The organism is Pseudomonas sp. 1, assembly GCF_056626735.1.
Map to the genome: position 1 here is coordinate 218289 of NZ_JBWXMQ010000005.1, position 20142 is coordinate 238430.

General features: G+C 62.0%; 17 protein-coding genes. 3 read left to right on the forward strand and 14 right to left on the reverse strand.

Annotation, left to right across the window (positions count from 1 at the left end; translation table 11 throughout):
• Positions 1 to 199: 199 nt before the first annotated feature.
• The 8 genes from AC1MDC_RS10000 to AC1MDC_RS10035 all read right to left on the reverse strand — a co-directional run bounded on the left by AC1MDC_RS10000 (position 200) and on the right by AC1MDC_RS10035 (position 9118).
• Positions 200 to 829, reverse strand: coding sequence for a glutathione S-transferase (locus AC1MDC_RS10000; RefSeq protein ID WP_085697755.1), 630 nt, complete (start codon positions 827 to 829; stop codon positions 200 to 202).
• A gap of 65 nt (positions 830 to 894) precedes the next feature.
• Positions 895 to 1074: a hypothetical protein gene (locus tag AC1MDC_RS10005; RefSeq protein ID WP_085697754.1), complete on the reverse strand. Its 180-nt coding sequence runs from the start codon at positions 1072 to 1074 to the stop codon at positions 895 to 897.
• A complete protein-coding gene (locus tag AC1MDC_RS10010; RefSeq protein ID WP_480392929.1) occupies positions 1071 to 2201 on the reverse strand; it encodes a PepSY-associated TM helix domain-containing protein in 1131 nt (376 codons plus the stop codon). The genes AC1MDC_RS10005 and AC1MDC_RS10010 overlap by 4 nt, the downstream gene beginning before the upstream one ends.
• Positions 2202 to 2275: 74 nt before the next feature.
• Positions 2276 to 4714, reverse strand: a complete 2439-nt coding sequence (locus tag AC1MDC_RS10015) for a TonB-dependent siderophore receptor (protein WP_480392930.1) — start codon at positions 4712 to 4714, stop codon at positions 2276 to 2278.
• Between the two features lie 162 nt (positions 4715 to 4876).
• Positions 4877 to 5848, reverse strand: a complete 972-nt coding sequence (locus AC1MDC_RS10020; RefSeq protein ID WP_480392931.1) for a FecR family protein — start codon at positions 5846 to 5848, stop codon at positions 4877 to 4879.
• Complete coding sequence (locus tag AC1MDC_RS10025; RefSeq protein WP_085697750.1) at positions 5845 to 6363, reverse strand: RNA polymerase sigma factor; 519 nt, start codon at positions 6361 to 6363, stop codon at positions 5845 to 5847. The genes AC1MDC_RS10020 and AC1MDC_RS10025 overlap by 4 nt, the downstream gene beginning before the upstream one ends.
• Positions 6364 to 6473: 110 nt before the next feature.
• Positions 6474 to 7181, reverse strand: a complete 708-nt coding sequence (locus tag AC1MDC_RS10030; RefSeq protein ID WP_480392932.1) for a 3'-5' exonuclease — start codon at positions 7179 to 7181, stop codon at positions 6474 to 6476.
• Complete coding sequence (locus AC1MDC_RS10035; protein WP_085702853.1) at positions 7178 to 9118, reverse strand: putative nucleotidyltransferase substrate binding domain-containing protein; 1941 nt, start codon at positions 9116 to 9118, stop codon at positions 7178 to 7180. Before AC1MDC_RS10035 ends, AC1MDC_RS10030 begins: the two co-directional genes overlap by 4 nt.
• A gap of 254 nt (positions 9119 to 9372) precedes the next feature.
• Here AC1MDC_RS10035 and AC1MDC_RS10040 point away from each other — a divergent pair, with 254 nt between their 5' ends.
• Entirely contained in the window at positions 9373 to 9819 is a 447-nt protein-coding gene (locus tag AC1MDC_RS10040; RefSeq protein ID WP_085609066.1) for a response regulator, read from the forward strand.
• A 70-nt stretch (positions 9820 to 9889) separates the two neighbouring features.
• On the opposite strand, the gene AC1MDC_RS10045 is transcribed toward AC1MDC_RS10040, so the two are convergent.
• Positions 9890 to 12067 (reverse strand): malate synthase G, encoded by a 2178-nt coding sequence (locus tag AC1MDC_RS10045; protein WP_227233716.1) that lies wholly within the window; start codon positions 12065 to 12067, stop codon positions 9890 to 9892.
• A gap of 453 nt (positions 12068 to 12520) precedes the next feature.
• Between AC1MDC_RS10045 and AC1MDC_RS10050 the strand changes: the two genes are divergently transcribed.
• Positions 12521 to 13039: a glycine cleavage system transcriptional repressor gene (locus tag AC1MDC_RS10050; RefSeq protein ID WP_007959830.1), complete on the forward strand. Its 519-nt coding sequence runs from the start codon at positions 12521 to 12523 to the stop codon at positions 13037 to 13039.
• Between the two features lie 223 nt (positions 13040 to 13262).
• On the opposite strand, the gene rarD is transcribed toward AC1MDC_RS10050, so the two are convergent.
• The 5 genes from rarD to AC1MDC_RS10075 form a co-directional block, all read right to left on the reverse strand.
• Entirely contained in the window at positions 13263 to 14150 is an 888-nt protein-coding gene (gene rarD / locus AC1MDC_RS10055) for an EamA family transporter RarD (RefSeq protein ID WP_085697746.1), read from the reverse strand.
• 66 nt (positions 14151 to 14216) lie between these two features.
• Positions 14217 to 15191: a serine/threonine protein kinase gene (locus AC1MDC_RS10060; protein WP_085697745.1), complete on the reverse strand. Its 975-nt coding sequence runs from the start codon at positions 15189 to 15191 to the stop codon at positions 14217 to 14219.
• 116 nt (positions 15192 to 15307) lie between these two features.
• Complete coding sequence (locus AC1MDC_RS10065) at positions 15308 to 17209, reverse strand: PhoX family protein (protein ID WP_085697744.1); 1902 nt, start codon at positions 17207 to 17209, stop codon at positions 15308 to 15310.
• Positions 17210 to 17277: 68 nt separating this feature from the next.
• Positions 17278 to 18042, reverse strand: coding sequence for a TOBE domain-containing protein (locus tag AC1MDC_RS10070; RefSeq protein WP_085702851.1), 765 nt, complete (start codon positions 18040 to 18042; stop codon positions 17278 to 17280).
• Between the two features lie 56 nt (positions 18043 to 18098).
• Positions 18099 to 18836, reverse strand: coding sequence for a double zinc ribbon domain-containing protein (locus AC1MDC_RS10075; protein WP_480392933.1), 738 nt, complete (start codon positions 18834 to 18836; stop codon positions 18099 to 18101).
• A gap of 91 nt (positions 18837 to 18927) precedes the next feature.
• Here AC1MDC_RS10075 and bioB point away from each other — a divergent pair, with 91 nt between their 5' ends.
• Positions 18928 to 19983: a biotin synthase BioB gene (gene bioB, locus AC1MDC_RS10080; protein WP_480392934.1), complete on the forward strand. Its 1056-nt coding sequence runs from the start codon at positions 18928 to 18930 to the stop codon at positions 19981 to 19983.
• Positions 19984 to 20142: the final 159 nt, after the last annotated feature.

The window sequence follows — 20142 nt, forward strand, 5'->3', positions numbered from 1 at the left end:
GGTTCGTGGGGTTGCGTGAGGAGCAGCGGGAGGCCGAGGTGTTGATGACGCGGATTATCGGGTTTCTGCCAGTTGGACCGCGCTGGTGCATTCGCGAGCAAGCTCGCTCCCACAGGAAGGGTGTTGCTTCAGATTGCTCCGTCGCATCCAGGACCAGTGTGGGAGCGAGCTTGCTCGCGAAGGGGCCGGAACAGTCGGCCTAGACCTTCGGCATGGTCGCAATCATCGACGGCCGCTGGCTCACTTCAAAGAACCAGTTGGCCAGCTGCGGGTTGGCGTCACGCCAGCCCAGATCCGGGAAGCGCAGATCCAGATAACCCAGCGCACAGGCCACGCTGATCGAGGCGACGTCGAAGTGGCAGGTCAGCTCGGCAATCGCGTCGCGCTCCAGCAGGGCGAGGGCGCGGCGGATTTTCTCGCGCTGGGCCTCGAGCCATTCGTCCCAGTGTTTTTCCGGGGCACGCAGCGCTTGCTCGTAACGCACCATGACCGAGGCGTCCATGATTCCGTCGGCCATCGAGGCCAGGGTCAGGCGCCGCCAGCGGGCCGAGCCGTCGCGGGGGATCAACGGGTTGCCGACGTGCTGGTGGTCGAGGTAATCGAGGATCACCCGGCTGTCATGGATGACGTTGCCGTCGGCCAGGCGCAGGGCCGGGATCTTGCCCAGCGGGTTGTCTTCGTTGAGGGCGGCGTCCGGGCTGACAGGGCTGAGCACGCAGTCCTGCAGCGCGACGCGATCCTGCTGGCCGGTCTCGTGCAGCAGCACCATGACTTTGCGCACGAACGGGGACAGGGTGTTGTGGAACAGGGTCATGCTGGGAGCGGACATCGGCAGGGTCTCGGTCAGGGGCAATGACGGGCAGCATAGCGCGTTGCCCGTCAGGCTCAAGCCGTTCAGCGACGTTGCAGCAATCCGCGCAGGGCAATGGCGGCCGGAACGCCCAGGCCAATCCAGCTCAAGCCATCCCAGATCCCGTCGCCCAGCAGCGCCGCGAACAGGCCCGCCGCACTCAGCAGCGCGATCACCAGCGGCGTGCTGAAGACCTTCCAGAAATTCGACTGACGCGGCTTCATGCAGAGGCCTCCGCCGCTTCCAGTACCGGTTTCGCAGCCTTGCGCCGTACCACCCACAAATACACGCCACTGGCGAGGACGATGATGGTCAGCACGTCCAGCGTGGCCCAGAGGATTTTCATCGGCATGCCACCGTAGTCACCGAAGTGCAGCGGCTGCGACATGCCCATGGCGTCCATGTACCACGGTCGTTCTGCCACCGCCGTGACTTGCAGGGTGCTGGCGTCGATCAGTACCGGGGTCAGCAGGTGCGAGGTCAGGTGAGTGCCGCCTTTCATGAACACCGAGTAATGGTGCTCGCTGGAGAAGCGGGTGCCGGGGAATGCGATGAAGTCCGGCTTCATCTCCGGTGTGACGCTTGCGGCGATGTCCAGCACCCGGGTGGCCGGGGCCAGTTGCGTCAGCGGCGGGGCATCGCGGTAGGGCGCGATCAGGGTGGTCAGCGCATCGGCGCGCCATGCGGCGATCAGCAGATCGGCGCAGGCGCTGATCACGCCGGTCACACCCACCACCAGCGCCCAGGTCAGGGTCACCACGCCGATCAGGTTGTGCAGGTCGAGCCAGCGCAGGCGGGTGGATTTGTCCTGGCGCACCGTGCCGAACTTCAAACGGCGCATGAACGGCAGGTACAACACCGTGCCGGACACGATCGCAACTACGAACAGCAAGCCCATGAACGCCAGCAGCAGCTTGCCCGGCAGCCCGGCGAACATGTCGACGTGCAGACGCAGGATGAACAGCATCAACCCCCCGTTGGCCGATGGCATCTCCAGCGCTTCGCCGGTACGCGCATCGAGCATGAAGGTGTGCGAGGAGTTGGGCTCGGTGCCGGCGGTCTTGGCCATGATGGTCAGCACTGCATTCGGCTCGTCGTCTTCGAAGCCGAAATACTGCACGACTTCACCGGGCCGATGCTTCTCCGCCGCTTCGACCAGTTGCGCCAGGTTCAGATGCGGCGTGTCCGCCGGCATCACCCGCAACTCGGGCGCATCGCCCAACAGGTGGTCGATTTCGTGATGGAAAATCAGCGGCAGGCCGGTCAGGGCCAACAGCAGCAAAAACACGGTGCAAATGAGGCTGGTCCAGGTGTGGACGAAGGACCAGCGACGGATTGTTTTACTTTTCATTTCATGACCTTCAAAAACACCCAGGCCGTCCACGAGGAACGGCCTGGTTGCAGGGCCTGTTTCAGCTCAGGCGCTTACCACTTGTAGGTGGCGCTGGCGATGACGCTACGCTGGTCACCGTAGTAGCAATAGAAGCCGTCGCAGGTGGAGATGTAGTCCTTGTCGAACAGGTTGGTCGCGTTGAGTGCCAGCGACGCGCCTTTGAGGCTGTTGTCCAGACGGCCGAGGTCGTAATGCACAGCGGCGTCGAACACGGTGTAGGCGTCCGCCTTGCCCAGCCAGGTGTTGGCCTTGTCGCCGTAGGTGTTGCCGGTGTAGCGCACACCGCCGCCGATGCCGAAGCCGTCGAGCACGCCGCTGTGCCAGGTGTAGTCGGTCCACAGCGAGGCTTGCTGGTTCGGCATCAGTTGCAGACGGTTGCCCTTGTCGACACCTTTCTGCACTTCGGATTTGGCCAGGGTGTAGGCGGCGATGACTTTCAGGTTATCGGTAACGTCGGAGACGGCTTCCAGCTCCAGGCCTTTGACTTTCACTTCACCGGTCTGGCTGGTGATGGTCACGTTGTTGACGATGGAGTTGACCGAGACGTTCTTCTGGGTCAGGTCATACACCGCTGCGCTGAGCAGAGTCTTGCTGCCCGGTGGCTGGTACTTGATACCCAGTTCCCACTGCTTGCCTTCGGTCGGCTTGAACGAGTCGGTGGCAGTGGCATCGGCGCCGCTGGTTGGCTGGAAGGATTCGGCGTACGACAGGTACGGCACGAAACCCGAGTCGAACACATAGCTGATCGCCGCGTTACCGCTGAACGCCTTGTCACGCTGGGTGTTGGTGGCGTCGCCTTTGTTGAAGAACCTGGTGCTGGTGTGCACCCAGTCTTCGCGGCCGCCCAGGGTCAGGCGCCACTGGTCCAGGGCCATCTGGTCCTGCACGTAGAGGCCGCTCTGGTAGGTTTTCTGGTTGTAGTCATAGAACGCCGAGGAACGCGGTGGACGAATGATCGTCTGGCCGTAGACCGGGTTGTTGACGTTGATGTCCGGTGCGGAGCCGAAGATCGAGGTGTAGTTGTCGTTGCTGCGCTGATGGTCGAGACCGAGCAGCAAGGTGTGACGGATATCGCCGGTGGCGAAGTCCGCCTGGAAGTTGTTGTCCACGGCGAACTGGCTGATGTCCTCATCGACGTTGGTGGTACCGCGACCGACATTGCCCTGATCGTCGACGGTGAAGCCGGCGAAGGATGGGTTGTAGCTGTTGACGGTTACCGTCTGGAACGACAGGTCGGACTTGGTGTAACGCAGATTCTGTTTGAACTGCCAAACGTCGTTGATGCGGTGTTCAAAGGCATAGCCGAGCGCGTAGTAAGTGCGGTCGTAGAAGTCGTAGTCAGGATCGCCCAGGTTCTTGTGATGGGAGATCTTGCCGAACGGCATGCCGATCTTGGTGCCCTGGATCGGGTAGAACTGGCTGGTGACACCGGTATCGTCGCGGGTGAACTGCGAGAGCAAGGTCAGCCTGGTGTCTTCGTCGATGTTCCAGGTCAGGCTCGGGGCGATGTTGTAGCGCTTGTTTTCGATGTGGTCGATCTGTGTGTCGCTGTCACGCACCACGCCGCTGATGCCATACAGGAACTGACCGGCGTCGTCGATCTTGCCGGTGCTGGCGAAGTTGATCTGACGGTGGTTGTCGCTGCCGTACTGCAACTGGATTTCGCTGCTTTGCACATCGCTTGGACGACGGCTGACCATGTCCAGCAGTCCGCCCGGCGGAGTCTGGCCGTATACCGAAGAAGCCGGGCCGCGCAGCAGGGCGAGGCGGTCGAGGTTCCAGGTTTCCGGTTTCGGGTTGGCATAAATGCCGCGAGGCAGCGGCAGGCCGTCGAGGAATTGGGTCGGTTCGAAACCGCGCACGCGCAGCCAGTCGATCCGGGTGTCGCTGCCGTAGCTGCTGGCGGTGATGCCCGGCATGTAGCGCACGGCGTCATCGAGGCTGTGCACGCCACGGTCTTCCATTTGCTGGCGAGTGGCGACCGAAATCGAACGCGGCGCCTCGACCAGCGCGGTGTCGGTCTTGGTGCCGGCGGCGGTGCGAGTGGCGGTGTAGCCTTCGACCGGGCCCCAGGCGCTTTCATAGTTTTCCACGCCGATCACCGAGGTTTCCGGCAGAGCCATCACGCCTTCCGGCACGGCGACCAGGGTGTAAGTGCCGGCGCTGCTCTGTTCCAGTTGCAGACCGGTGCCACGCAGGGCCGCGCGCAGGGCGCCGGCCGCGTCATATTGGCCGTTGACCGGCGCCGAGGTCTTGCCCGCCGCCAGCGAGGGGTTCAGCGACAGCGTGAGGCCGCCCTGGCTGGCGATCTGGTTCAGGGTGGTCGACAGCGGGGCCGCCGGCAGATTGTAGGCGCGCATGCTCGACGCCTGTTCAGCGGCGATCAGTTGGCTGCTGGCCAGCGGGGTGCAAAGGGCGATGGCGACCGCCAGCAAACTGGGGCGCAACAAGGTGTCTAGCGAACGGGACATACGGCGGCTCCTGAATGGAAATATTTCTCAATTGCCTGTGTGCCGGACGAGATTCGAAAAGTGATAGGGCTGGATGAAAATAATTTCGATTAGCGAACGACATCGCTGCGCGAGTCAGCAGAAAGTCCGTTTTCATGGGGGCGAGCAGGCAACGCGGTGGTGTCAGGGCTTCGGATCAGCCTTGGCCACGGTCACCCACCACGGTGTGTGCTGCTCGATCTGCACCGGCAGGGTCGGCAGCAAGGCGTTCAGCGCCTTGTCGGTGTCGTGCAGGGGGAAGCTGCCGGTGATGCGCAGGTCGGCAACGTCCGGCGCAATACCCAGATGGCCGCGACGATAACGACCGAGTTCATGCACCAGGTCTTCCAGGCGCGCGTTGTCCACCACCAGCATGCCGCGGGTCCAGGCATCGGCGCCGGGGTTGAGCGCCAGCACCGAATCCAGACCGTTGTGGCGGATCAGCACTTGCTGGCCTTCGCGCAGGATCTGTTCCTTCGGATCGGATTGCGGATGCGCCGCGACCGCTGATTGCAGCACGCTCAGACGGGTGCCGGCGTCTTCGCGCTTGACCAGGAACCGCGTGCCCAGGGCGCGCATGCTGCCCTCGGCGGTTTCAACGATGAACGGCCGCGCATCGCCGTGCCCGGTTTCGACGAGAATTTCGCCTTCCTGCAACACGATCAGCCGCTGCTTTTCATTGAAGCGGACATCCACCGCGCTGTGGGTATTCAGGTTGAGCACGGTGCCGTCGGCCAGGCGCACGGTGCGCTGTTCGCCGGTGGCGGTACGTTGGTCGGCGAGCCAGTAATCCAGCGGCAGATAACGTTCGCCGGCAAACAACGCCAGACCGATCACCGCGACAACACTGGCCAGCCCGCTGCCCAGCTTGCGCACCCGACGGCGAATGCCTTCGCGCGATTGCAGCAATGCGCTGCGCGCCGGGCCATTGGCCACGCTCAAACGCTGGTCGAGCATGCCCAGCTGGCGCCAGGCGCGTGCGTGTTCTTCGTTGGCCGCGTGCCATTTGGCGAACTCTTCGCGCTCCAGTGGCGTGCTGGAATCGAGGGTCAATTGCCAGGCAATCGCCGCGTCCAGCACATGGGCCGGAACCGGTCGGGAACTGGCCGGGCTCATGTCGGCTCACCGTACAGCGCGATGTAGCACTGGCGGATGCCCTGGGCCAGGTATTGGCGCACGCGCGGGACCGACACACCGAGTTTGTCGGCGATCTCGGCATGAGTCAGGCCATCGAGACGGTTATAGAGGAAAGCGGCGCGGGCCTTGGTCGACAGCTTGCCAAGCATGCGGTCGATGGCCTTGAGGTCTTCGAGGATCAGTTGCTGTTCTTCGACAGAGGGCTGTTCGCCCTCGGGGATCAGCATCAGTTCGGCCAGATACGCCTGTTCCAACGCTGCACGGCGGAAGTAGTCGAACAGCAGGCCTTTGGCGATTGCCACCAGAAACGCGCGGGGCTCGCGGGGCGTCAGCAACTCGTCGCGGCCGAGCAGGCGCACGAAGGTGTCCTGGCTCAGGTCTTCGGCGCGTTGCGGGCAAGCCACGTTGCGGCGCAGCCAGGCCAGCAGCCAGCCGCGGTGGTCGCGATACAACGCACCGACGAGCTCACTGTGAGGGCTTTGGGCTGAAGACACGACGACACCGACTGGGAAGTGTTAACTAACGAGAATTGTTCGCGATTGTGGCAGAGGTGGGAATGGTTAGCAATTGGCCACCGGTCGGGTTGTCGGGCGACAACCCGGATTCAGAACGAATGCGTCTGTTGGCGGCGTTTCCACTGACTCAGGCGTTGCTGCAGATTCAGCGGGCTATGGATCTGCTGCTGGCGTGCCCGGCTGAACAGGATCAGCGCCAGTTCCGCCGTGGCCAGCGCATCGGCACTTGCATGGTGACGCTCGAACACTTCGAGCTTGAACCAGTCGATCCACTCGTCCAGCCCCGCCTCGCGAATGTGTGCCTGCGGGCATAGCAGCGGAGCGATCTGCGCCACATCGAGGAACACCGTCTGCAACTTGTGCCCCAGATGTTCCTTCAATGCGCGGCCGAGCATGTGCTGGTCAAACGAGGCGTGAAACGCCAGCACCGGACTGTCGCCGATAAACTCCAGCAACTCGACCAGAGCTTCAGTGGGCTCGCTGCCGGCGGCAATCGCGCTCGGGGCCAGGCCGTGAATCAACACGCTCGGGCCGAGTTTCAGCTCGCGACATTGCAGGGTGCGTTCGAACTGCTGGCTGAAGTCGATCGCACCGTCCTCGATCACCACCGCGCCGATCGACAGCACCCGATCCTTGTTCAGGTTCAGCCCGGTGGTTTCCAGATCCAGCACCACCCAGCGCTGTTCGCGCAGGCTGCATTCGCGCAGTTCGCCGATGGCCGGGAGTTTCGTCAGGCGTTGTTGCAAGTCGACCGGCACAACGGGGCTGGCCGGGCGCATCCACGAAAACAGGCTCATAGCTGATACCGCAAGGTCAGGCTGCTTTGCAGGCGCTGGGCCTGGCGCAGGGATTCACGCAGGATGCGCCGGTCCAGATGATTGAGGCTGTCGGGATCGACCCGGTTCGAGTACGGCAGGTTTTCCCGGCTCTGCAGTTGATGCTGCTGCATGCGCGTTTGCTGGATGAAATGGTAGGCCTCTTCGTACGCGGCGCCATCCAGCCGGTCGATGACTTGTTTATCCACCAGCTGGCGGAAGCGTTCGAGGGTGTTGTTGGCGTCGATGCCATGGGCCAGCGCCAGCAGACGGGCACCGTCGACAAAGGGGGTCAGGCCCTGGATTTTCAGGTCCAGCGTGGCTTTCTCGCCGTTCTTTTTCGTCAGCACGAACTCACGGAAGCGGCCGACCGGCGGGCGGTTGCGCAAGGCGTTCTCGGCCATCATCCGCTGGAACAGCCGGTTGTCGCCGACCTGATCGAGAATTCCCCGGCGCAATTGCTCGCAGCCCTGTTCATCACCCCAGACCACCCGCAGGTCGAAATAAATGCTGGAGCCCAGCAGGTTCTCCGGCGTCGCCTCGCGAATGAACGCGGCAAAGCGTCGGGCCCATTCGGCGCGGGACAGGCACAGCTGCGGATTGCCGGCCATGACATTGCCTTTGCACAGGGTGAAGCCGCATTGCGCCAGGCTGTTATTGATCTGCTGGGCGATCGGCAGCAACTTGCCGCGAATCTCCGCCGCATGCGCTGCATCCCGCGCGTCGAACAGAATGCCGTTGTCCTGATCGGTGTGCAGGGTCTGCTCGCGCCGGCCTTCGCTGCCGAAGCACAGCCAACTGAATGGCACGCCCGGATCGCCTTTTTCGGCTAGGGTCAGTTCGATAACCCGGCTCACGGTGTGATCGTTGAGCAGGGTGATGATGTGGGTGATCTGGGTGGAAGATGCGCCGTGAGCGAGCATGCGCTCCACCAGTTGGCCGATTTCGCCGCGCAGGGTCACCAGTTGTTCAACCCGTTGGGCGCTGCGAATGGTCCGTGCCAGGTGCACCAGATCGACCCGTTGCAGCGAGAACAGGTCCCGCTCGGAAACCACGCCGCACAGACGTCGATCCTTGACCAGACATACGTGAGCGATGTGCCGTTCGGTCATGGCAATCGCCGCGTCGAAGGCGCTGTGATCCGGCGACAGATAGAACGGCGAGCGGGTCATGTGCCGTTCGATCGGCTCGCTGAAATCGCCAACCCCTTCAGCCACGACATGCCGCAGGTCGCGCAGGGTGAAAATCCCCAGCGGCGCCTTGTGTTCGTCCACCGCGACGATGCTGCCGACCTGTTGTTCGTGCATCAGCTTCACTGCTTCGCGCAGTGGGGTGGCAGGGCTGCAAATCACCGGATGGCGCATGGCCAATTCGCCGAGACGGGTGTTCAGCGAGTATTGGGTGCCGAGGGTTTCCACGGCTTTTTGCTGGACTTGCTGATTGACCTGATCGAGCAGGCTGCTGACCCCGCGCAGGGCGAAATCACGGAAGGTGCCGGAGAGGGCGAACAGTTTGATGAATGCCAGTTTGTTCAGTTGCAGGCAGAAGGTGTCTTCGCCGGCCAGGTGTTCGGTGCGGGTCGCCCGTTCGCCGAGCAGCGCGGCGAGGGGAAAACACTCGCCGGTAGTGATTTCAAACGTGGTTTCGGTGCCGCCCTTGGCCGTATGCGGACGCTCGCCGACCACCCGGCCCTGCTTGACGATGTAGAAGTGTTCGACCGGCCCGTCGGCAGGTTTGATGATGCTCTCGCCCTGACCGTAGAAGCGCAGCTGACATTGCTCCACCAGGTAGGCCAGGTGGGCATGTTCCATTTGATTGAATGGGGGGAAGCGCTGGAGAAATTGCAAAGTGCCCTGAATGTTCTGCAACACCGCGGTTTTCCCTGCCTGGGTGAAGGCGTCCGCTTTACTCATAACCATTACCGCAGTCTTTTTCGAATTGTTGTTGTCGGATCGTTGCAGCCATGGTCGACCCCATCGCGCGGGGTGCCCATTGGACGTAAGTCTAGGTTTGGCATGCCATTGGGGAGTTTTCGGATATGCCCTACAAAATCAGTCGGAAATTCTTCGGTTCGCCCCTTGGAAAAAAATCCGACGAAGTGCACATTTAAGCTCTGCCCAGCGATGTCTGACCACTGTGCCAGGGGATCGATTTTGAAAACGTAGAGAACGCCATGTCCGACCACGATATTTTGAGCGACGCCGAGCGCGAAGCACTCAGCGCCGTCATGCTGGAACCCGATCTGCCGCCGCAGCGGGTACTGATCGTCGACGACGACAAGGATGCCCGCGAGTTGTTGTCGGAGATCCTGGCACTGGATGGCATTCGCTGCCTGACTGCGGCCAGCGGCGAGTCCGCACTGAAGATGCTTGAAGAAAAACCTTCCATTGGCCTGGTAATCACTGATCTGCGGATGGGCAATGTCGGCGGGCTGGACTTGATTCGGCAGGTGCGTGAATCGGTACGGGCAGCGATGCCGATCATCATCGTCTCGGGCGATGCGGACGTGAAGGATGCGATTGCGGCGATGCATTTGAGCGTTGTGGACTTTCTGCTCAAGCCGATCGATACGGCCAAGTTGCTTGGACTGGTCAGGCATGAGCTGGGCATCGAGCCTTAGCCAGTGCGGCGCAAACAAAAAAGCCCTGATCGAAAGATCAGGGCTTTTTCATTTCCGGCATCAGCGCAGGTTACAGGCCGTTGGCAGCCTTGAACTCGCGACGACGACGGTGCAGGACCGGCTCGGTGTAGCCGTTCGGCTGTTTGGTGCCCTCGATCACCAGTTCGACCGCCGCCTGGAAGGCGATGTTGCTGTCGAAGTTCGGGGCCAGCGGACGGTACAGCGGATCGTTGGCGTTCTGACGGTCCACCACCGGCGCCATGCGCTTGAGGCTTTCCATCACTTGCGCTTCGGTCACGATGCCGTGGCGCAGCCAGTTGGCAATGTGCTGGCTGGAGATACGCAGCGTCGCACGGTCTTCCATCAGGCCGACGTCGTTGATGTCCGGCACTTTCGAGCAACCCACGCCCTGGTCGATCCAGCGCACCACGTAACCGAGAATGCCCTGGGCGTTGTTGTCCAGTTCGTTCTTGATCTGCTCCGGAGTCCAGTTCGGGTTGACCGCCAGCGGAATGGTCAGGATGTCATCGACCGAAGCGCGGGCACGTTTGGCCAGCTCGGCCTGACGGGCGAACACGTCGACTTTGTGGTAGTGCAGCGCGTGCAGCGCAGCGGCGGTCGGCGATGGAACCCAGGCAGTGTTGGCGCCGGCCATCGGGTGAGCGATTTTCTGTTCCAGCATCGCTGCCATCAGGTCGGGCATCGCCCACATGCCTTTACCGATTTGTGCACGACCTTGCAGGCCGGTGCTCAGACCGATATCGACGTTCCAGTTCTCGTAGGCGCCGATCCACTTCTCGGCCTTCATGTCAGCCTTGCGCACCATCGGGCCGGCTTCCATGGAGGTGTGGATTTCGTCGCCGGTGCGGTCGAGGAAACCGGTATTGATGAACACCACACGCTCGCTGGCCGCCTGGATGCAGGCCTTGAGGTTGACCGTGGTGCGGCGTTCCTCGTCCATGATCCCGACTTTCAGGGTGTTGCGCTTGAGGCCCAGCACGTCTTCGATGCGACCGAACAGCTCGTTGGTGAACGCCGCTTCTTCCGGGCCGTGCATCTTCGGTTTAACGATGTAGACGGAACCGGTGCGGGTGTTCTTGCGCGAAGTGTTGCCGTTCAGGTTGTGCATCGCCGCCAGGCAAGTCACCAGACCGTCGAGGATGCCTTCCGGCACTTCGTTGCCGTGCTTGTCGAGGATCGCGTCGATGGTCATCAGGTGGCCGACGTTGCGCACGAACAACAGCGAGCGGCCGTGCAGGGTCAGTTCGCTGCCGTCGACCTTGGTGTAGGTGCGATCCGGGTTCATGGTGCGGGTGAAGGTCTGGCCGCCCTTGGTGACGGATTCCGCCAGGTCGCCCTTCATCAGGCCCAGCCAGTTGCGGTAGATCACCACCTTGTCGTCGGCATCGACGGCAGCCACGGAGTCTTCGCAGTCCATGATGGTGGTCAGTGCCGCTTCCATCAGGATGTCTTTGACGCCGGCGGCATCGGTCTGGCCGACCGGGGTGCTGGCATCGATCTGGATTTCGAAATGCAGGCCATTGTTCTTCAGCAGGATCGCGATCGGCGCATTGGCGTCGCCCTGGAAGCCGATCAGCTGTGCGTCGTTGCGCAGGCCGCTGGTGCTGCCGCCCTTGAGGGTGACGACCAGTTTGCCGTCAGCGATCTTGTAGCCGGTGGAGTCGACGTGGGAGCCGGTCGCCAGTGGCGCGGCTTCGTCGAGGAACGCACGGGCGAAGGCGATGACTTTGTCGCCACGCACCTTGTTGTAGCCTTTGCCTTTTTCCGCGCCGCCGGCTTCGCTGATGGCGTCGGTGCCATACAAGGCGTCGTATAGCGAACCCCAGCGGGCGTTCGAGGCGTTGAGGGCGAAGCGGGCGTTCATCACCGGGACCACGAGTTGCGGGCCGGCGGTACGGGCGATTTCGTCATCGACGTTTTGCGTCGTTGCCTGGAAATCAGCCGCTTCTGGCAGCAGATAACCGATCTCTTGCAGGAAGGCTTTATAGGCCACGGCGTCGTGCGGCTGACCGGCACGGCTCTGGTGCCAGCCATCGATACGAGCCTGGAAGTCATCGCGTTTGGCGAGTAGGGCTTTGTTCTTCGGCGCCAGGTCGTGAATGACCTTGTCGGCACCTTCCCAGAATTTTTCGGCGGTGAGGCCGGTACCGGGAATGGCTTCGTTGTTCACGAAGTCGAACAGGACTTTGGCGACCTGCAGGCCACCGACTTGAACGTGTTCAGTCATTGCTTGCCTCACTCTGCTCAGCTATTTCGCTTTTCAGCTCTTCAATTTAACAATGAAGCCTCTGGCCATTTAAACCACAAACCCCTCGACCAGTACATGCCATCGCTGGCGGCTGGGTTGGGACCAATCAACGGCTTGGGGGCCTTGCTGACGGGGCTTTCAGGGTTGCGAACGTGCCTTGGGCAGACATCGATCCAGCGTTATGTAGTGCGCGCTGCGGCATACTACATGATGAGTTGCGGTTGTGAAAATCAGACTAATTACGTCGTTCTGCGACCCCATGACGCATTGCGGTCACGGCGCGGAACGGGATGTTCTCAAAAAACCAATGGATTGTTCCAGCTAAATATAAAAAGTTGTACACGATTTGTGATTTCGAGTGTCTGAGGCGTCTGTCGAACGCTTGCCTATACTTGCTTTTCTATAACAAAAGTCATGACAGAGGGCTGCGCCATGGATCACCTCGTACTCACCGTTTTCGCACCGGACAAGCCCGGGCAGGTCGAGCGCATCGCCCAATGCATCGCCGAACACGGCGGTAACTGGCTGGAAAGCCGCATGTCGCGGATGGCCGGGCAGTTCGCCGGGATTCTGCGGGTGGGAGTGCCGGCAGAGGCTTACGACGAATTAGTCGATGCCCTACAAGCTTTGTCGGCGCAGGGCATTCGCGTGCTGGTGGCCGAAAGCGGTATCGAGCAGGCCTGCACCTGGAAACCGATCGCCATGGAACTGGTGGGCAATGATCGTCCGGGCATCGTGCGCGACATTACCCGGTTGCTGAGCGAGCAGGGCGTCAACCTCGAACGCCTGGTGACTGAAGTGCGCCCGGCGCCGATGAGCAGCGAACCGCTGTTCCACGCCGAGGCGATTCTCGCGGTGCCGCTGACCCTGTCGCTGGATGTTCTGCAATCGCGGCTGGAAACCCTGGCCGATGACTTGATGGTGGAACTGGTGCTGCGTACCGATCCGTGAGCGCGGGAAGGGTTATCCAGTTTTAGCGTGCACCTGCCTGTGGATAACCTGTAGAGACCGCGCGTCAGGCCACGTCAGCCGTGGCTTGGCGAGGACTGATCAAAAAACCGCCAACATTCAGTGACTTGCGCACAAACGGCGGGGATCACGCTGTGGATAACCTTGGGAAGGAACGATACAGGCCACGAGAACCGTGGCCTGTGGAGGTTTGTACGTTTTTTGATCAGCTGCGTCGGCGCAGGCTCATCCACGCATCGACGCTGTACACCGCAAGGCCGGCCCAGATAAACATGAAGGCGATCAGCGTGCTGGACGACAGGTGTTCGCCGAACAGCAATACGGCTTGCAGCAGTACCAACGTCGGCGCCAGGTATTGCAGGAAACCGAGGGTGGTGTAGGGCAGGTGCCGTGCCGCTGCGTTGAAGCACACCAGCGGCACCAGTGTCACCGGGCCGGCCGCCACCAGCCACCAGGCTTCGGATGTCGTCCAGAACTCGGCCTGGGCGCTGGTCGCGGTCGGATTGAACAGCAGCCACGCGAGGGCGATCGGCACCAGCATCCAGGTTTCGACCACCAGCCCCGGCAGCGCCTTGACCGGTGCCTGCTTGCGGATCAGCCCATAGAAACCAAAAGTCAGCGCCAGCACCAGCGACACCCACGGCAGACTTCCCACCTGCCAGACCTGCTGAGCCACGCCGACCGTTGCCAGACCGACCGCCAGCCACTGCATGCGCCGCAGGCGTTCGCCCAGAATCAGCATGCCCAGCAACACATTCACCAGCGGGTTGATGTAGTAACCGAGGCTCGCTTCCAGCATCCGGCCGTTGTTCACCGACCAGACGTAGGTCAGCCAGTTGGCCGCGATCAAGGTGCCGCTGAGCGCGAGAATCGCCAGGCGTTTCGGGTTGTCGCGCAGTTCCTGCCACCAGCCGGGATGCTTCCACACCATCAACAGCAGCGCGCCGAACAGCGCCGACCACAGCACCCGGTGAATGATGATTTCCACTGCCGGCACTTCGGCGATGGCTTTGAAGTAAAGCGGGAACAATCCCCAGATGATGTAGGCACTGAGGCCCAGAATGTACCCGCGACGCGGGTTGGCGGCTTGCATGCAGAATCCTTGCTTAGGCAGCTAACAAAGCAGCGATTGTACGGGCAGTTGTATAGACGTGTCGTGTCAGAAAAGCTTCAACGGCTCTTCGTTCAGCGCCGACAGTTGCTCACGCAACGCCAATACCTGATCGCCCCAATACCGCTCGCTGCCGAACCATGGAAAGCTGCGAGGGAACGCCGGATCGTCCCAGCGCCGTGCCAGCCAGGCGCTGTAATGCATCAGGCGCAAGGCGCGCAGCGGTTCGATCAGCGCCAGTTCGCGCGGGTCGAAGTCATGAAATTCGTTGTAGCCGTCCATCAATTCCGACAACTGTCCCAGACAATCCTGACGATCGCCGGCGAGCATCATCCAGATGTCCTGCACCGCCGGGCCCATGCGGCAGTCGTCAAGGTCGACGATGTGGAATATCTCGTCGCGGCACATCATGTTGCCGGGGTGGCAGTCGCCATGCATGCGGATGTTCCGGTGCGGGGTGTTGGCGTAGACGTCCTCCACACGCTTGAGCAGGTCGCGGGCGACGGACTCGTAGGCCGGCAGCAGACTCCTGGGGATGAAGTTGCCTTCCAGCAACGTGGTCAGCGAGTCATGGCCGAAGTTCTGCACGGCCAACGCTTCGCGGTGCTCGAACGGTTGGGTCCCGCCGACTGCGTGCATGCGCCCGAGCAACTGGCCGAGGCGATACAGCTGATCGAGATTGCCCGGCTCCGGCGCCCGGCCGCCGCGACGGGGAAACAGGGTAAAACGAAAGCCGGCGTGTTCGTGCAGGGTTTTACCGTTATGGATCAATGGCGCCACCACCGGAATTTCGACGTCAGCCAGTTCGAAGGTGAACTGGTGCTCTTCCAGAATCGCTTCGTTGGTCCAGCGCTGCGGGCGATAGAACTTGGCGATCAGCGGTTCGGAGTCTTCGATGCCGACCTGATAGACGCGGTTTTCGTAACTGTTGAGCGCCAGAATGCGCGCGTCGCTCAGGAAACCGATGCTTTCGACGGCATCGAGCACGAGGTCTGGGGTGAGGGTTTCAAACGGGTGGGCCATGCTGACTCCTGCGCGCAGCAGGCTGCTGCGTCCGGCTCGGCATGGTAGCGCAGACGGGCTGTCTTGAGTGGGATCGTTCCCGTGCAGCGCACAGGAACGATCAGAACGTCGCCCGATCAGGCGCCGACGATCCCGCCATCCTCACGGGTAATTGCCATCACCGATGAGCGCGGCTTGCCGTTCGGTAAATGCTCGGGGAAGGTCGAACCGCCGTTTTCGCCCGGGTGCTGAATCCCGACGAACAGGGTTTTCTGATCCGGCGAGAAGCTGATCCCGGTGACTTCGCAACCGATCGGTCCGACCATGAACCGGCGAATCTCACCGGTCGCAGGATCGGCGCAGAGCATCTGGTTGTTGCCCATCCCGGCGAAATCACCGGTGTTGCTCGAGTCGCCGTCGGTAAGAATCCACAGTCGGCCAGCCTTGTCGAAACCGAGACCGTCGGGGCTGTTGAACATGTTTTGCGGGGTGATATTCGACGAGCCGCCCTTCGGTGTACCGGCGTGCACGCTCGGGTTGCCGGCCACCACGAACAGATCCCAGGCGAAGGTTTTCGAACCGTGATCGTCGCGGTCGGTGCGCCAGCGCAGGATCTGCCCGTAGACGTTCTTCTCGCGCGGGTTCGGCCCGCCCACCGGTTGCCCGTCCTCGCCGCGTTTGGCGTTGTTGGTCAGGGTGCAATAAACCTGGCCGTCTTTCGGGCTGACCACGATCCATTCCGGACGGTCCATGCGCGTGGCGCCGACCACGCTGGCGGCGAGACGCGCGTGAATCAGCACTTCGGCCTGATCGGCGAAACCGCTGCTGGCGTCGATGCCGTTCTTGCCGTGGGTCAGCTCGATCCACTGGCCCTGGCCTTTCGGGTGATCCGGATTGCCGTCGCCGGCATCGAACCTGGCCACATACAGCGTGCCGTGATCGAGGATGTCGCGGTTGGCCTTGGCGTTGCGATGATTGATCTTGTCGCGGCTGACGAATTTGTAGATGAACTCGCCGCGTTCGTCGTCGCCCATGTAGACCACGGCGCGACCGTCGTCGGTCTCGGCCAGTGCGGCGTTTTCATGTTTGAAGCGACCGAGGGCGGTGCGTTTGACCGGGGTCGATTGCGGGTCGAACGGGTCGATTTCCACGACCCAGCCGTGACGGTTCAGCTCGTTCGGGTTCTTCGCCAGGTCGAAGCGCGGATCGAATGGATGCCAGTTGATCTCGCGGCTGGCGGCTGTCACGCCGTAGCGTTTCTGCGCCGGGTCGAACTGCTGCTGGGCGTTGCTGCTGCCGAAGCAGTCGGTGAAGTTCTCTTCGCAGGTCAGGTAAGTGCCCCACGGCGTCTTGCCGTTGGCGCAGTTCTGGAAGGTGCCGAGGACTTTCTTGCCATGCTTGTCGGCGCTGGTTTTCATCAGCTCGTGGCCGGCGGCCGGGCCGCTGATCCGCAGCGGCGAGTTACCGTGAATCCGCCGGTTGTAGCGCGAGCCCTGAACGAACTGCCACTGGCCGTTCTTGCGCTGGACTTCGATTACCGACACACCTTCGCAGGCCAGGGCCTTGCGCACGTCTTCGGCCGATTGCGGCAGGCCGCCGTGCGGATAGAGGTAGCGGTAGTTGGTGTATTCATTGTTGATCGCCATCAACGCGCGGTTTTTCTCGCCCGGGAATTCGAACAGGCTCATGCCGTCGTTGTTGTCGCCGAACTGCACTTCCTGCGCAGCCGCGGTGCCATTGCCGCTCGGGTCGAAGGCCGGGCCGTTCTTGTGCAGTGGCTGGCCCCAGCTGATCAGCACCGACGACTTGTAGCCCTTGGGCAGGCTGATAGTGTCGGTGGTGGCGGCCGGAATGCTGTCGAAACCGAGCAAACGGCTGTTGCCGGCGCTGACACTGGCGGCCAGTACGCTGCGACTCAGCAGGTTGCCGCCGAGGAACATCGCCGCGCCGCACAGCGCGCCAGCGCTGATGAAACCGCGACGGCTCAGGCCGACCATTTTTTCCAGGTCTGTGGATTGGTTTTCTTCTAATAGGCTCACATCAGGCTCCCTGCATGGTTTTGGCAGCCACCTTAATGCGGGTCGATGACGCTTTCGTTGCAGCGCTGTCAGAGCGGTGTGCCCAGCAGCACATTCGATGGGGAAAACTGCACCTGCACCGGTTGCTCGACCTTCAGACCACGACTGCGCAAGTCCAGCGGTTCGGCCAGCGCGCAAAGGGTCTGGCCATTGGGCAGGGCGATGCGTACTTCGCTGGGGCCGTCTTCGGCGTCGAGAATCGCCTCGATCCGACCGTTCAAAAGGTTGTGTCCGACGGCAGGCGTGGCCTCGGGCGCGAGCAGTTCGAGCCAGCCGGCCTTGATCAGCGCCACCACTTCCGTGCCCGGTTGCAGCTCCAGGTGCACAGTGCTGTCGTGGGTGATCTGCGCGTCGATCGACAGACCTTCGGCCAGCTCAAGGCGGATCAGATCGTTGCGGCCCTGACCTTCGATCTGCACGACTTTGCCGTGCAGTTGATTGCGCGCGCTGGTCCTGAGCATCAGCCGACCGAGCAGGTCCAGATCGCTGGCATCCTCGGCGGCTTCAAGTACCTGGGCCTGCAAGGCTTGCAGCTTCTGATAGAGGCGCAGCACTCGCTCGCCCTCGCTCGACAGTTTGGCGCCACCGCCGCCCTTGCCGCCGACCGCGCGCTCGACCAGAGGCTTTTGCGCGAGGTTGTTCAGCTCATCGATGGCATCCCACGCCGCCTTGTAACTCAGGCCGGCGCTTTTCGCGGCGCGGGTGATCGAGCCCTGTTCGGCGATGTGCTGCAGCAAGGCGATGCGCTGCGGACGGCGGACGATGTGCTGGGACAACAGGGTGGGCAAGGACATGGCGGACGCTTTGCTGAAGGGTTGAGGGAGGACGTTGGCGGCTCGAGGCGTATCCGTCAAGCCGGGTCGCCGGGTTTTGGCGTGCGGGCCAGGCAGTACACATCCACCCGCGCGGCGCCGGCGTTCATCAGCAAACGGGCCAGCGCCTGGGCGGTGGCGCCAGTGGTCAGCACGTCGTCGACCAGGGCCAAGTGCCGGCCTTTCACCTGGGCATCGGGACTGAGGGCGAAGGCGTGTCGCAGATTGCTTTTACGTGCCTTGGCATTGAGGGCTTGCTGGGCGTCGGTATCCTGCACGCGCAAAAGGTTGTGCTCCTCGCAAGGCAGGTCGAGTGACTTGCCCAGCCACTGCGCCAGCATCGCCGCTTGATTGAAGCCGCGCTGGCGCAGGCGTTTCGGTGCCAGCGGCACCGGCAGCAGGGCGTCCGGGCGAGGCAGGTCTTCCTCGAAGCGATGTTGCAGGAACTCGCCGAGAACGTCGGCGAGCAAGTGGCCAAGCGGCCATTTGCCGTTGTGCTTGAAGCGGGTGATCAGCGTGTCCATGGGAAAGCTGTAAGTCCATGGCACGGCGACTTGTTCAAAGGCCGGTGGATCCTGCAGGCAGGCACCACAGGTCAGGCTGGCGGCGAGGGGCAGGGCGCAGGTCACGCATTGATCGCCCAGCCACGGCAGATCGGTTTCACAGGCAGTGCAGATCGGGATTTGCCCGTCTACCGGTTCGTCGCACAACAAACAGCGTTGTTTGTTTTTTAACCAGATGTAAACCGGACTTTTGTAGTGTGGTTGACAGCGCATGACTCTTCCTTAAATATGCCGAACATCCGTGTCGTGCCTGTGGGTATTCCGTTTCCCCAGGCGCCAGCCAAGCATAACCAAGGAAACGCCCATGAGCGCCAGCACCACTGCCACCCTGCGTCACGACTGGACTTTGGCCGAAGTCAAAGCACTCTTCGTTCAGCCATTCAACGACTTGCTGTTCCTGGCGCAGACGGTGCACCGCGCGCATTTCGACGCCAACCGCGTCCAGGTTTCCACCCTGTTGTCGATCAAGACCGGCGCCTGTCCGGAAGATTGCAAATATTGTCCGCAGTCCGGTCACTACAACACCGGGCTGGAAAAAGAAAAGTTGATGGAAGTGCAGAAAGTCCTCGAAGAGGCTGCCCGCGCCAAAGCTATCGGCTCAACCCGCTTCTGCATGGGCGCGGCGTGGAAACACCCGTCGGCCAAGGACATGCCTTACGTACTGAAGATGGTCGAAGGCGTGAAGGCCATGGGCCTGGAAACCTGCATGACCCTCGGTCGTCTCGATCAGGATCAGACCGAAGCGCTGGCCAAGGCCGGGCTCGACTACTACAACCACAACCTCGACACCTCGCCGGAGTTCTACGGCAGCATCATCACCACCCGCACTTACAGCGAGCGCCTGCAAACCCTGGCGTACGTGCGCGATGCGGGGATGAAAATCTGCTCCGGCGGCATTCTCGGCATGGGCGAGTCCCTCGATGACCGCGCCAACCTGCTGATCCAGTTGGCCAACCTGCCGGAGCACCCGGAATCGGTGCCGATCAACATGCTGGTGAAAGTCGCCGGCACGCCGCTGGAAAACGCCGACGACGTCGATCCGTTCGATTTCATCCGCATGCTCGCCGTGGCGCGCATCCTGATGCCGCAATCTCACGTGCGCCTGTCCGCCGGCCGCGAAGCAATGAACGAGCAGATGCAGGCCCTGGCGTTTTTCGCCGGCGCCAACTCGATCTTCTACGGCGACAAACTGCTGACCACCGCCAACCCGCAGGCCGACAAGGACATGCAGCTGTTTGCGCGTCTGGGCATTCAGCCGGAAGCCCGCGAAGAGCATGCCGACGAAGTGCATCAGGCCGCCATCGAGCAGGCGCTGGTGGAGCAGAAGAGCAGCGAGCAGTTCTACAACGCGGCGGTGTAAAAACCTGCGCGGATTCCTCTGAAGGAATGCAAACCCCTATGGGAGCGAGCTTGCTCGCGATAGCGGTGCTTCAGTCGACATTGATGTCGGATGTGAAGGCCTCCTCGCGAGCAGGCCCGCTCCCACAAGGGGATCTGTGTCACTTGAATGTCGAGGCCT